The 13,890-nt window shown below is 59.9% G+C and carries 12 protein-coding genes; 5 read left to right on the top strand and 7 right to left on the bottom strand.

What is annotated here, in order from left to right:
* Positions 1 to 14: 14 nt before the first annotated feature.
* From PUT78_RS07970 to PUT78_RS07985, 4 genes are all read right to left on the bottom strand, one after another.
* Positions 15 to 782 (bottom strand): SDR family NAD(P)-dependent oxidoreductase, encoded by a 768-nt coding sequence (locus PUT78_RS07970; RefSeq protein ID WP_274351722.1) that lies wholly within the window; start codon positions 780 to 782, stop codon positions 15 to 17.
* Positions 783 to 810: 28 nt separating this feature from the next.
* Positions 811 to 2,145, bottom strand: coding sequence for a TRAP transporter large permease (locus tag PUT78_RS07975; RefSeq protein WP_274351723.1), 1,335 nt, complete (start codon positions 2,143 to 2,145; stop codon positions 811 to 813).
* Positions 2,138 to 2,626, bottom strand: a complete 489-nt coding sequence (locus tag PUT78_RS07980) for a TRAP transporter small permease (RefSeq protein ID WP_274351724.1) — start codon at positions 2,624 to 2,626, stop codon at positions 2,138 to 2,140. Before PUT78_RS07980 ends, PUT78_RS07975 begins: the two co-directional genes overlap by 8 nt.
* 65 nt (positions 2,627 to 2,691) lie before the next feature.
* The gene (locus PUT78_RS07985; RefSeq protein WP_274351725.1) at positions 2,692 to 3,696 is read right to left on the bottom strand and encodes a DctP family TRAP transporter solute-binding subunit; all 1,005 of its coding nucleotides are present in this window, start codon (positions 3,694 to 3,696) and stop codon (positions 2,692 to 2,694) included.
* A gap of 203 nt (positions 3,697 to 3,899) precedes the next feature.
* On the opposite strand from PUT78_RS07985, the gene PUT78_RS07990 reads away from it, so the two are divergent.
* Genes PUT78_RS07990 through PUT78_RS08005 form a run of 4 tightly spaced genes read left to right on the top strand, consistent with a single transcriptional unit; the run spans position 3,900 to position 8,313 of the window.
* On the top strand, positions 3,900 to 4,691 hold the full coding sequence (locus tag PUT78_RS07990; RefSeq protein WP_274351726.1) for an IclR family transcriptional regulator: 792 nt from the start codon (positions 3,900 to 3,902) through the stop codon (positions 4,689 to 4,691).
* A gap of 18 nt (positions 4,692 to 4,709) precedes the next feature.
* Positions 4,710 to 5,879 carry an acetyl-CoA acetyltransferase gene (locus PUT78_RS07995; protein ID WP_274351727.1) on the top strand — a complete coding sequence of 390 codons (1,170 nt, stop codon included), beginning with the start codon at positions 4,710 to 4,712 and terminating at the stop codon, positions 5,877 to 5,879.
* The gene (locus tag PUT78_RS08000; RefSeq protein WP_274351728.1) at positions 5,876 to 7,480 is read left to right on the top strand and encodes an acyl-CoA synthetase; all 1,605 of its coding nucleotides are present in this window, start codon (positions 5,876 to 5,878) and stop codon (positions 7,478 to 7,480) included. Before PUT78_RS07995 ends, PUT78_RS08000 begins: the two co-directional genes overlap by 4 nt.
* Complete coding sequence (locus PUT78_RS08005) at positions 7,477 to 8,313, top strand: PPC domain-containing DNA-binding protein (protein WP_274351729.1); 837 nt, start codon at positions 7,477 to 7,479, stop codon at positions 8,311 to 8,313. Before PUT78_RS08000 ends, PUT78_RS08005 begins: the two co-directional genes overlap by 4 nt.
* Positions 8,314 to 8,463: 150 nt before the next feature.
* Here PUT78_RS08005 and PUT78_RS08010 read toward each other — a convergent pair whose 3' ends face one another.
* Genes PUT78_RS08010 through PUT78_RS08020 form a run of 3 tightly spaced genes read right to left on the bottom strand, consistent with a single transcriptional unit; the run spans position 8,464 to position 12,643 of the window.
* Positions 8,464 to 10,833 (bottom strand): glycoside hydrolase family 31 protein, encoded by a 2,370-nt coding sequence (locus PUT78_RS08010; protein ID WP_274351730.1) that lies wholly within the window; start codon positions 10,831 to 10,833, stop codon positions 8,464 to 8,466.
* Between the two features lie 2 nt (positions 10,834 to 10,835).
* Positions 10,836 to 12,134, bottom strand: a complete 1,299-nt coding sequence (locus PUT78_RS08015; protein ID WP_274351731.1) for a TRAP transporter large permease — start codon at positions 12,132 to 12,134, stop codon at positions 10,836 to 10,838.
* Positions 12,131 to 12,643, bottom strand: coding sequence for a TRAP transporter small permease (locus PUT78_RS08020; RefSeq protein WP_274351732.1), 513 nt, complete (start codon positions 12,641 to 12,643; stop codon positions 12,131 to 12,133). The genes PUT78_RS08015 and PUT78_RS08020 overlap by 4 nt, the downstream gene beginning before the upstream one ends.
* A gap of 229 nt (positions 12,644 to 12,872) precedes the next feature.
* Between PUT78_RS08020 and PUT78_RS08025 the strand changes: the two genes are divergently transcribed.
* Positions 12,873 to 13,856, top strand: a complete 984-nt coding sequence (locus tag PUT78_RS08025) for a TRAP transporter substrate-binding protein (RefSeq protein ID WP_274351733.1) — start codon at positions 12,873 to 12,875, stop codon at positions 13,854 to 13,856.
* Positions 13,857 to 13,890 lie beyond the last annotated feature (34 nt).

Below are 13,890 nucleotides of genomic sequence, written 5' to 3' on the forward strand. Positions count from 1 at the left end.
CGCGGCCTGGCGCGTTACATTCCGCCCGATTGCGCGCGCAGTGCAGGCAGGCCCACGCCAACCGCATCAAACCCGCCATCCACCGCAATGGTCTGGCCGGTAACATAGCTGGCCCTGTCGGAGCACAGGAACGTAATCACCTCTGCAATCTCGAACTCGGTGCCATAGCGGTTCAGGGGGATGGCATCATGATAGGCCGCGCGGATTTCCGGTGAATGCACCGCCAGCGCAAGTTTCGTATCCACTGGTCCCGGTGCCACGCAATTGGCGCGGATGCCCCATTCACCCAGTTCCGCCGCCTGCTGACCCGTCAACTGGATGACAGCTGCTTTGGACGTGCCATAGGCCACCCGCAATGTGCTGGCGCGCAGCCCCGAAATGGATGCGATATTCACAATCGCCCCGCCCCGCTGTTTCAGATGCGGGATAACCGCCTGCGATGTCAGGAAAACCCCGTCAAGATTGACCGCCATCACCTGACGCCAGATTGCGAAATCAGTGTCGGCCAGCGAGCGGAAATCAGCAATGCCGGCGTTATTGACCAGCGCATCCATGCGCCCGAAGTGATCCAGCACCTGCTGAACCATGGCGTCAACCTGGTCAGGAACGGACACATCGCAGGCAACCGCATGGGCACCATCAAGGCCCTTTGCGGCATCTTTCAGCGCGGACGTGTCGCGGTCAATCATCGCCACACGCCAGCCCTGCGCCAGAAACAGGCGCGTTGTCGCCAGGCCAATGCCGCGTGCAGCCCCGGTTACGATTGCTGTTTTCAGTGTCATTCAGAATGCCTTTCTGTTTCCGGGGTTTTCAGCGCAACCAGTGCAGCAGGATCTGCGACATCGACGGCACTGCCGCGACAATCGCAATCCCCACCAGACTTGCCAGCAGGAACGGCAGTGCCCCGCGCGCGACGTGTTCAATCTTCATACGGGTGACATTGGCTGCCACATACAGGTTGATGCCGACAGGCGGCGTAATCAGCCCGATCGCCAGATTGACCATGACCAACACCCCGAACCACACCGGATCCCAGCCCATTTCGCGCGCAACCGGCAGGAATATAGGCAGTGCAATGAACATCACCGTCACAGGGTCCATGAACATGCCCGCAACCAGCAGGATCACCATGATGACCAGCAGGATGACCCATTCATTCTGACTTAGCCCCAGCAATGCGCCGGAATAGCTGCGCACCAGATCATCGACAGTGACCACCCAACCAAACAAGCTGGCATAGGCGACAATCAGCATGACAACCGCCGATGACGCCGCCGCTGTTCCCAGTGCATCATAAAGGTTACGCAGGCTTAATGTTCGGTAGGCCAGTGCCCCCACTGCCAGCGCATAGACCGTGGCCACAAGTGCGGCCTCTGTCGGGGTGAAGATGCCGGAATATATGCCGCCCAGAATGACAACTGGCGTCATCAGCCCCCAGAAACTGTCACGGAAACTAAGCCACAGCCTGCGCGCGCGGGCCTCATCCGCATAGGGTTCGGGCATCAGCGCTGCCAGGCTGGGGCTGCGGGACGGGGCATTGCGGCGGCGTGCAAAAGGCAGCACGGCAACCATGGTCAAGGCCATGAACACACCCGGAATGATGGCCGCAATGAACAACCGCGAGATGGATGTTTCCGCGATGACCCCGTAAATCACCAGCCCGATGGATGGCGGGATCACGATGGAAAACGCAGCGCCCGTACAGACCAGCCCCGCGGCAAAAGCGCGGTCATAGCCGTCTTCTTCCATGCCCTTGATGATCATCGGGCCTATTGCCGCAACCGATGCAGGGCCGGACCCGCTGACCGCGCCCCAGAACAGGCAGACCACGGTTCCCACAACCCCCATCCCGCCGGGCAGGCCACCCACAGCAACACGGAAAAACCGGATCATCCGCTCGGCAATGCCAAGACTGCCCATCAGCGTGCCCGCCAGAATGAAGAACGGAATGGCCAGCAACGAAAATTTGGTAATGCCGGTGGCAATCAGGTCACCTGCCAGCTCCAGCCCAAAACCGATTTTCCACATGGCGTAAAGTGCGGATAACCCCAGCGCAAAAGCCACTGGCAGGCGCAGCGCCATCAACAGGAAGAAAATGATGATCATCTGCGTGCCAACTGATGAAATGCCAATGAATTCAAACATCTGGCATGCTTTCTTCATCTTTTCCTTTAAGCACATCCCAGGCATGCTGCAAATAGCGCAGGATGATCAGGCCAAACCCGAAGGGCAGCGCCGCCTGATAGTACCAGGCCGGGATGCCCAGCCCGTAGGACCGCATGCCGACGCGCTTGATATTCATCATGGCGTCCCATGAAAACCACGCCGACAGCGCCAGCAATCCCACCGACAACAGGACCGACAGCAAAAATACCGGCACCCACAACAGGCGCGGCAACATATCATGCACCAATGTCACCGCCAGATGCTCGCCCCGCCGCGCCGCCAGTGCCGCACCGAAAATGGTCAGCAACAGAAACCCGTTGACCAGTAATTCCTCGCTTGCGGCAAAGGACAGGTTGGTGCCGTAGCGCACCACGACATTGGCAAACCCCAACAGCGTCATGCCCAGAAACAGAATTGCGCAGATGATCTTCTCGGCGTCGCGCAAAAGGAAATGTAACATCTGTCGCCGCCCCGCTAAGAAATATCCCACGGCCCCGAGCGGGGGCCATGGGACAGAATTAAGCCTTAGTTGGCAGCGGAGATCGCGTCCTGAAACGCGCCCACAATTTCCGGGCCCACACGCTCGGCCCATTGGTCAAACGCCGGTTGGGTTGCAGTGCGGAATGCGGCCAGTTCGTCAGCGCTGGGTTCATAGACTTCCATGCCCTGTTCGCGCAGGAACGCGATGCCTTGCGCCGTTCCTTCGCGGGTGATTTCGCGCTGATAGGCCATGGCGTCCTGTGCAGCCTCGCGCAGGATGGCTTGCATGTCTGCATCATAGCTGTCCCATTTTGCCTTGGAAATGCCAAGGAAAATGGGGTCATAGGAATAATGCCACGCGGTCAGGTGCTTTTGCACTTCATAAACCTGCTGGGGAATGATCACAGCCCCGATGGGGTTTTCCTGACCATCCACGACACCCTGTTGCAGCGCCGACATGGTTTCGCCCCACTGCATTTGCTGTGGGTTGGCCCCAAGCGCGTTCATGACGTCAATATACATCGGCCCTGCCACGCGCATGTTCAGCCCGCGCATGTCTTCGGGGCTGCGAATGGGGCGGACATTGTTTGTCACTTCACGGAAGCCGTTTTCACCCCATGCCAGCACGACAATGCCCTTGTCCAGCAGGATATCGGCCAGCATTTCGCCGGGCGCGCCCTGGGTTGTGGCATCAACCTGTTCATAGTTGGCATACAGGTAAGGCAATGAGAATACAGCCATTTCCGGCACCAGCGGCGTGACGTTGATGGCAGAGGTCACAACCAGATCCAGCGCGCCGCGCCCGACCATTTCCGCCTGCCGCATCTGGTCGCCGCCCGAAAGCTGCGCATTGGGGAAAACCCGCACATCCAGCGCACCATCTGTGCGTTCGGCCAGCAATTCCCCGAACTTTTCAGCGCCCTGATGCCAGGTTGTCGTGTCGCCGGTATTATGTGACAGGCGCAGGGTTTCCGCCCCCGCCGCCCCAAGGCCAAGCATGCCGGCCAATGCGGCAGCAAGTGCTGTCCCGCTTACGCGTGCAAATGTCATGTTCTCCTCCTTTTGGTGTTCTGCGGTCTGCACATGACATCGCACAAACCGCCCCCTCCGTAGCGTTCATATAGTGGACCCGTCATTTTCCGGATTGCAAGAAAAACTTGCAACCTTGAAAAGAAAAAATAACAATGCCAATACCAGATGAATATCTGATGCGGACATATTCGCAAGTATGGGTTCATATTATGAAACATGAAATGGCAGAATCCGCAATGGGCGGCGCGCAAAGCGTCGACCGTGCGCTGTCATTGCTGGGTCTGATCGGGCGGCATACTGCAGATGGGGCAACCCTGTCGGTGCTGGTCGCACAGTCCGGCCTGAACAAGGCTACGGTGCGTCGCCTGCTGCTGGCGCTGATACGCGCGGGACTGGTGGAACAGGCTGCCGGTTCGCGCGCCTATCATCTGGGGGAAGAAGCCTATCTTCTCGGGCTGATGGCACAGGGGCGGCATGGGTTGCTGTCGCTGGCCATGGACAGTCTGCAACGCCTTGCACGCGATACCGGCGATGCGGCGTTCCTGTCGGTGCGGCGCGGGCCATATTCTGCCTGTCTGCACCGCGAGGATGGCGCGCATCCCATCCGCACCTACGCGCTGATGCCCGGCGCGCATCATCCATTGGGGGTGGGCGCGGGGTCGCTGGCCATGCTGGCCGCCTTGCCCGACCGGGAGGTGGACACCATCATCGCGGCAAATGCCGACGAATTGCACCAGAACTACCCGCGGCTGAAAGCGGATGAGTTGCGCGCCCAGGTGGACCGCACGCGCGCGGATGGGTATTCAGTCAATCCCGGCCTGATATTTGAGGATTCATGGGGTCTGGGAGTGGCGCTGCATGGGCCGGACGGGCGGCTTGTCGGCGCGCTGTCGCTGGCCGCCATCGAAAGCCGGATGCGCGAACCACGCCGCGCCGACATGATTCGGGCCCTGCGCGCCGAGGCCCGCAAAATCGAAAACCGGCTGGCGCAGGGCAGCGCCCCACGGCCATGACAGCAAGGACACCATGACATGACACGCGCACAGATCATCGGCTGGGGGCATACCCCTTTTGGCAAATCTGACCACCCCGACACCGAAACCCTGATGGCCGCCGCCATTGCCCCGGCGCTGGAACATGCGGGCATTGATGCTGCCGATGTGGATGGCATTTTCGCAGGTGTCTATAACAACGGCTTTGCCAAACAGGATTTTCAGGCGGCCCTTGTGGCCATGGGGGACGGGCGCTTTGCCCATACACCCGCAACACGGTTTGAAAATGCCTGTGCCACGGGGTCGGCAGCACTGTATGGCGCAATGGATTTCATCGAAGCGGGGCGCGGGCGCATTGCGCTGGTGGTCGGCGCGGAAAAGATGACCGCCACCCCCACCGCCGAAGTGGGCGACATTCTGCTGGGCGCCAGCTACCGCGCGGAAGAAGCAGATATTGACGGCGGGTTCGCAGGGTTGTTCGGCACCATCGCCAATGCCTATTTCCAGCGCTACGGCGACCGGTCCGAAGAACTGGCCATGATTGCCGCTAAGAACCACACCAATGGCATGGCCAACCCCTATGCCCACATGCGCAAGGATTTCGGCGTAGACTTCTGTAATACTGTGTCGGACCGCAACCCCATTGTGGTCGGTCCCCTGCGCCGCACGGATTGTTCGCTGATATCGGATGGCGCGGCCGTGCTGGTGCTGGCCGATGCCGAGATCGCCGCCACCATGCCCCGCGCGATTGGCTTTCGCGCGCGCGAACAGGCCAATGACATCATGGCCCTGTCACGCCGCGATTTGCTGGAATTTCGCGGCGCGCGCATGGCATGGGCCCGCGCGCTGGCGGCAGCGGGCATCACGCTGGACGACCTGAATCTTGTCGAAAGCCATGATTGTTTCACCGTCGCCGAGATGCTGGAATATGAAGCGATGGGACTGGCCGAAGCGGGACAGGGCCACCGTGTTATCCGCGACGGGATCACGCGCAAGGACGGGCGCTTGCCGGTCAACCCCTCGGGTGGGCTGAAATCCAAGGGGCATCCGATCGGCGCAACCGGCGTGTCCATGCATGTCATGGCTGCAATGCAGCTTATGGGGGATGCCGGCGAGATGCAGATCAAGGACACCAACCTCGCGGGCGTGTTCAACATGGGCGGTGCGGCGGTGGCAAATTACGTGTCGATCATGGAGCGCGTGAAATGAGGGATGACCTTTCGGCGGGCATCACGCCGTATTCCACGCGGGTCATGAACCTGTCGCATTTCCTGACCGAAAGCGCGCGCAAGCTGGGTGACGCAACGGGCTTTGTCTGGGGCGCGCGCACTTGGTCATGGGCTGAAATGGAATTGCGCGCCAGCGCTTTTGCGCATGCGCTGGCCCATGATTTTGGCGTGACCAAGGGCGACCGCATTCTGGTGCAATCCTCCAATTGCAACCAGATGCTGGAAGCCATGTTTGCCTGCTGGCGTATCGGCGCGGTCTGGGTGCCTGCGAATTATCGCCTGTCGCCCGATGATCTGGCGGGGCTTGCGCAATCATCAGGTGCGCGCGGGTTGATTTGCGGCGCGCAGTTTCCCGACCATGCGGCAGCTTGCGCTGATCTGGTGGATTTCACGATTGCCATCGGCACCGCCGGTTTCGCGCAGGATTATGAAGCGCTGGTTACCCGTCATTCCGGCCAGAACCCCACCGCTGTGGCGGTGGACCGCGATGATCCGGCGTGGTTTTTCTTCACATCCGGCACAACGGGCAAACCCAAGGCGGCGGTGCTGACGCATGGGCAACTGGCCTTTGTGGTCACGAACCACCTGTGCGACCTGATGCCCGATACTGGCCCCGATGATGCATCGCTTGTGGTGGCGCCCTTGTCGCATGGCGCGGGCATTCATCAGCTTGCGCAGGTGGCGCGCGGGGTCAGGACAATCCTGCCCGCGGGCGCAGGCTTTGACCCGGCCGAGATATGGGAACTGGTCGCGCAATGGCGGGTCAGCAACATGTTTACTGTGCCTACCATCGTCAAGCTGCTGGTTGAGCATGACGCGGTGGACCAGCATGACCATTCCAGCCTGCGCCATGTCGTTTACGCAGGCGCGCCGATGTACCGCGCCGATCAGCTGCGCGCGTTGCAAAAGCTGGGGCCGGTGCTGGTGCAGTATTTCGGACTGGGAGAGGTGACAGGAAATATTACCGTGCTGCCGCCCTGCCATCACCATCTGGATGATGGCAAGATGCGTATCGGCACCTGCGGCTTTGCCCGTACCGGCATGCAGGTGCAGATACAGGATGATGTCGGCGCGGAAGTGCCCTTCGGGCAGACCGGTGAAATTGCGGTGATCGGTCCTGCGGTCTTTGCGGGCTATTTCAACAACCCCGACGCCAATGCCAAAAGCTTTCGCAATGGCTGGTTCCTGACCGGCGATCTGGGCCATATGGATGCGCAGGGGTTTGTCTATCTGACTGGGCGCGCGTCTGACATGTATATTTCAGGCGGGTCAAACATTTACCCGCGCGAGATAGAGGAGAAGCTGCTCCTGCACCCGGATCTGTTGGAAGTTGCGGTTCTGGGCGTGCCGGACCCTGTCTGGGGCGAGGTGGGCATGGCAGTCTGCGTGCCGCGCGAAGGGGTTGCGCCTTCACCGGCATCGGTGCTGGACTGGCTTGGGCCGAAGCTGCCACGCTACAAGATGCCGCGCCATATGGTGTTCTGGGATGCATTGCCGAAATCGGGCTATGGCAAGGTCACCAGAAAGATGATTCATGAAGAACTGCAAACCCGCGGGGAACTGCCCGTGCCATCAGCATGACCCCTGCTCTGCGCCGCATTGACCATCCGGGCCAGCCCGCGCGTGCCCGCGATTGCGCGCTGGTCTGTCATGCATGCCCTGTCACGCTGACATTGCGCGCGGGTGAAAGTGTCACACAGGCCATTACTGATGCGCTGGCGCAGGCGGGTATTCACGCCGCCTATCTGCGGCTGGACGGGGCCACACTTGACCCGCTGCGGTTTGTCATTCCGGCACCCGCGCCCGGCGACGGGCATGCCGCATGGTATAGCCGGACACATGCCCCCGCGCGGCCAGTGCGCCTGTTGCAAGCAGGCGTGCATGCGGGCTGGCGCGACGACGCGCGTTTTCTGCATTGTCATGGCCTGTGGGACGGGGCCGCCCCTGCCATGGGCCATGCGCTTTGTCCCGAGTCCATTCTTGCGGCGGAGTATCAGGCGACGGGCTGGGCAATCGAAGGCGCCGGTTTGTATGTTGAATACGATCCGGAAACTGAATTTTCCCTGTTCCAGCCGCATTCAGTACCCAGTGCCACGGCCGCCAATGCCGTGTTGGCAACCCTGCGCCCCAATCAGGATATCGGGCAGGGGTTGCGACGGATTGCAGCGCGCCATGGAATGCAAAATGCCAGTATTCACGGGATCGGCAGTCTGGTTGGCACCTGTTTTCAGGACGGCAGTAACCTGGACAGCTACGCTACCGAAATCCTGATCCGTGACGGCAGGGTGCAGGCCGGCAATGTGGCGCTGGATGTGGCGTCAGTGGGGTTTGACGGGCGTGTTCATGCGGGCAAGCTGACCCTTGACGCAAATGCGATCTGTGTCACTGCAGAGGTGCTGTTGATCGCGGAATGAATCCGGAACCGTGTTTTGTCGGCAGGGGACAGTGGGCATGGACTTCGCCCGCGCTATTGGCGGGACGGCCTGCGGCCTTGATTCCGCACCTTGCGGTTCTCCAACGCCAGCCTCAGGCCAAAAAGTGCGCAACACTACCATTGGTTCCGGTCAGTCGCGAATGCTGAATGACTGCCCATGTGACACAGCCTTGCCCCCGATGCGCACAGGGAACGGCGCGGTTTCCGGCAGGGCTAGCAACAACGTTTCAGGCGCGAAAGCGCGCTGTCCCGACAGGGTCACGGCAAGGGCCAGTTCCGCCCCGTCACATGACAGCTCAAACCGTGTCACGCAATGATTGCCCGACAGGGCGTCAGCATTGTCGCCGCCATCATCATAACCTTCCGATACATACACGCCCTGATCGCGCGCAGGGAATACGGCGGCCACGCTGGCCGCTTCGTCAGACCGCGCACCGTGCCGCGCCAGCGGCAGAACCGCGCCCGCGCGCACAAATAACGGAATACTGTCCAGCGTCACCGCAAGGTCCAGCCATTGCCCGCCGGGGTGCCATGTGCCTGCGTGGAAATCCCACCAGCCGGTCGCATTGCGCGGCAGATAGACCCGCCGGTTCTTTACGCCTGCCTCGACCACATTGGCCACAAGCAGATCGCGCCCCAGCATGAAATCATCTGTATCGGCCAGGCATTCGGGGTCATCTTCATGGTCAAGGAAGGTGGGCCGCAGCATTGGTTCGCCGCGGCTCACGGCCTGCCACAGGCAGGTATACATATAGGGCAGCAACCTGTAGCGCAGCGCAAATGCATCGCGGATCAGCGGCAACATATCAGGGTGTGTCCATGGTTCTGTCACCGACCCGTCATCATTCCAGCTGTGGATTACGAAACGGGGGTGAAAAATGCCGTTCTGCACCCAGCGCAGCAGCAATTCACCATCAGGCTGCGGGCCGGCAAAGCCGCCCACATCATGCCCGATATTGGAAATGCCCGACAGCGCCATTCCCAGCCCCATACGGATATTCCAGCGCAGGCTGTCCCAACTGGTGCGGTTGTCCCCGGTCCATGTCTGGGCGTGGCGTTGCAGCCCCGCGCAACCCGCCCGCGTAATCAGATAGGGGCGTTTATCCGGGGCATGTGCCTTTTGCGCGGTTTCTGACGCCTGGCTCATCAGCAATGCATGCAAGGGCCGGATCAGCCCCATATCGATTGGTTCGCCAAAGCCGTGGCATTGCGCGTGGTGATCCCAGACCTCGAATTCATTATTGTCATTCCATGTGCTGTCGAGGCCCTGATCCAGCAGCGCAGTTGTGACATTGCCCTGCCACCAGTCCAGCGTGTCAGGGTTGGTGAAATCCAGATGCGACCCTTTCGCATCCCAGAACATTGACAATTCGGGCGCGCCCGTGTCGCTGTCGCGGATGAACAGCCCCTGCCCTGCCACGTCGTCATAACGGGGATGGTCCTGCAACAGGCAGGGTTTGATATTGGCGATAATATGAATGCCCGCATCGGCATAGGCGCGCGTAAAACCCGCGATGTCGGGGAATTTGTCCGTGTTCCAGTTGAACACATAGCGCTTGCCATCAATCGAGGTATAGCCCGATGACAGGTGAAAACTGTCGCAGGGGATGTCATGCGTGTGCAGCGCGTCAAGAAAGCCCAGCATCTGCACCTGCGCATCCGGCGCGTCGGTATAGGCCATGGTAGACCCCGAATAGCCTAGCGACCAGCGCGGCGGAAAGGCCATCCCGCCGGTCAGCTGTTGCTGCGCCTTGACCAGCGCCAGCATGTCGGGCGCCCAGGTGAAGTAATAGTCCAGATCGCCATCTTCTGCCCTGAAACTGCGATAGGGGGCGTGGTAATTGTCCAGTTCATTGCCAAGGTCGAACCAGCACCCTGCCAGCGTGTCATAAAACAGGCTGAAACTGCCCGCATCCGGCGTGCGCGTCAGGGTGAAGGGGATATGTTTGTAAAGCGGGTCGGTCGTTTGCGCATCATACCCCATCGCATCAAGGTTGCGCATCTCATACCGGCGTCCGCTGCGTTCCAGCAGGCCCGCCTTTTCGCCCAGCCCGAACACGCATTCATTGCGGTGCCGGTTCAGGAAATGCGCGTTACGGTGGTCGCGCCGCCCCAGCATATAAGCCCCTGTCGGGCGGTCCTGCGCGACATCGCGCCATTGCCCGTCCATCATGGCTTGCCAGCAGATCTGCAAGGGCGTGCGGATGATGGCGCGCAACCTGTCGGTGGCAATGGTAATCCTGTCGTCTGCCTGCGTTACGTCCGCGGCCGGACAGGTAAAACCGTCGCGCGCATCGCGCGCCCGCCCTTCGCGTGGCAGCGGTCCTTCGGGGGCAACGGTCCAGCTGCGCCCCAGACGCCACTGCCCGTCCTTGCGCAGGCGGACACGAAACCGCGCGCTGTCCAGCGCCTCAATGCTCAGGGTGTGCCTGCTTTCGACCAGCAATGTCACTGAACATTCGTCACACGACAGCAGGCACCAGTTTTCCAGTGTTTTCATTCTTAGTATCCCAGAAGAAGGCGCGGCAGAAACAGGCTGATTTCCGGCACGAATGTCACCAGCAGCACAATCGCGATCAGTACCGCATAGAAGGGCATCATCGGGCGCAGCACCTTGGCGATTGACACACCGCTGATGGAACAACCCACAAACAATGCCGACCCGACAGGCGGTGTGCAGATACCGACGCACAGGTTGATTGTCATGATGATGCCGAAATGCACCGGATCAATTCCCAGATCATTCATGATCGGCATGAAGATGGGCGTGAAAATCAGCAGTGCCGGCGTCATGTCCATGAATGTGCCGATCACCAGCAGGATAAATACCACCACCAGCAGAATCATGTATGGATTGTCGGTCAGCCCCAGCATGAAACCGGAAATTGCGCCGGGAATGCCACCAAAGGCCATGACCCGTGACATGGCAATCGAACAGCCGATCATCAGTAGTACAATTGACGTCGTGACCGCAGAATCGATCAGGATTCGTGGCAGATCGCGCAGGCGGATCTCGCGATACCACACCAGCGCCAGTACCAGTGCATAGACCACGGCAATCGCCGATGCCTCTGTCGCGGTGAAAACACCGCCGACAATCCCGCCCATGATGATGACAATCAGCCCCAGCGGCAGAATCGCATCGCGCGCGGCCACCAGCGCTTCGGTCAGGCTGGGGCGCGGCACCACCGGATAGCCGCGCTTCTTGGAAATGATGCCGGCAACCACCATCAGTGACAGCCCCATCAGAATACCGGGCAGGTAGCCCGCAAGAAACAGCGCCGCAATCGATGTGCCGCCGGTAATCAGCGAATAGACAATCAGTGTGGTGCTGGGCGGAATCAGCAGTCCCGTGGGGCAGGATGCGACATTGGCCGCAGTGGTAAAGGCCGGGTCATACCCTTCGCGCTTTTGTACCGGGGCCATGACACCCCCCACAGCCGCAGCAGATGCCACTGCCGAACCGGAAATGGACCCGAACAGCATGTTTGCAATGATATTCACATGCACCAGCGCGCCGGGCAGCCGCCCGCCCAGCACCTTGGCCAGTTCAATCAGTCGGCGCGCTATACCGCCACGGTTCATAATATTGCCAGCAAGAATGAACATCGGAATTGCCAGCAGCGTGAAACTGTCCAGCCCCGACGCCATTTGCTGCGCGACGATGAACATGGACTGGTCGAAACCCATGAACAGCAAAAATGTCAGCGTGGCCGCAATGCCGATGGCAAAGGCAATCGGCACGCCGATCAGCATCATCAGCCCGAAAGAGCCGAACAGGACGAAAATGGCGGTTGTCATGGCTGCACCTCGGTCTGGGGTTCGGTCCGGCCGACCAGTACATCATCAGGATCGCGCCACAGACGCAGCAGAAAATGCCAGCAGTAATAGACAATCATCAGCCCGGAAAACGGAATGGCACCATAGACATAGCCCATAGGCAGCCGCAGCGTGGGCGTAATCTGGCCGGATTTCAGTGTGCGGCTGGTCAGTTCCCAGCCGCCTTTGATCATGACCAGAATTGCAAATCCCGCGACAAGGGCCAGAATCACCACATTCATCACCTGTCGCGCCCGGCTTGGCAACAGCATGGGTACGATATCGATGGCCAGATGCTTGGCACGGCCAAACGTATATGCTCCGCCGATCAGCGCAAGCCACATGAACAGAAGGCGTGCAAATTCACCCGTAACGGTGCTGGGGGCCTGCAATACATAGCGGGAAAAAACCTGCCAGACGATGCTGGCGACAATAATCGCAAAGATCACCACGATGATGATTTCCAGAAATCTGTCGATATGGCGTTTCATTTCCGTCCCTCCCTGTGGCGAAACTTACGCGACATGGCATGCGCGCTGCTTGCCCAGCCATACCACCGATCCCGGACCTTGTGACAAGATCCTGCAAATTGGTCAACCAATTTATGAAATGGGTTGACTAATGTGGGTTTTGGTCGTCATCTTGGGCACCGGAAGGCGGATGCGACGATACGCGCCCTTGTCTACCACCACGACATCAACCCATCGGGAGGAATATATCATGGCCCATCTGACACGCACCATTGCGCTTGCCACGACGGCAAGTCTGGCACTTGGCGCAGCCGCACAAGCGCAAACGCTGCTGCGGCTGAACCACAACAACCCCGCGGACCACCCCACGCATATCAGCATGGAATTCATGGGCGAGCGTTTTGCCGAACTGACCGACAATGCCTATCGCATTCAGGTTTTCCCCAATGCCCAGCTTGGCACGCAGCGCGAATCAATGGAACTGGTGCAGAACTGCGCGCTGGAAATGGCACGTTCAAACGCTGCCGAACTGGAAGCGTTTGAACCGCTTTACAGCGCCATCAACCTGCCTTTCATCTTTGCCAGCGAAGATCACTTCTTCGACGTGATCGACGGCGAAGTGGGCCAGACCATTCTGAACGCCTCTGCCGACAAGGGGTTTCTGGGGGTTTCCTTCCTGACCGAAGGGGCGCGCTCCTTCTATGGTGATCGTCCTGTCAACAGCCCTGCCGACCTGGCTGGCGTGAATATCCGCGTGCAACCCAGCCCGTCTGCCATTCGGATGGTGGAACTTCTGGGCGGTAACCCCACGCCCATCGACTGGGGCGAGCTTTACAGCGCGCTGCAACAGGGCGTTGTGAACATGGCAGAAAACAACCCCACGGCCCTGACCAGTGCGCGGCATGGTGAAGTTGTGGATTACTTTTCACTGAACGAGCACACGATCATCCCGTCGGTGGTGGTAATTTCAAGCTGCGCATGGGACGCCATGTCCGAAGAGCATCAGCAGGCGCTACGTGCTGCGGCACTGGAATCGCAGGCCTTCCACCGCGAAAGCTGGGATGCGATTGCGCAAGCATCGCTTGACACCGCGCAAGCTGAAATGGGTGTGGAGATCAACACAGTAGAAAAAGGCCCCTTCATTGAAGCCGTGCTGCCAATGCACGAAGAAGTGGCCGCACAATCGCCCGCACTGGCAGAGTTGATCGACAGCATCAAGGCACTGGCCAACTAAGGCGGAAAAAACCGGAATTCGGGGGATTAACGGC

It is taken from the genome of Roseinatronobacter alkalisoli, assembly GCF_028745735.1.
Lineage (GTDB): Bacteria > Pseudomonadota > Alphaproteobacteria > Rhodobacterales > Rhodobacteraceae > Roseinatronobacter > Roseinatronobacter alkalisoli.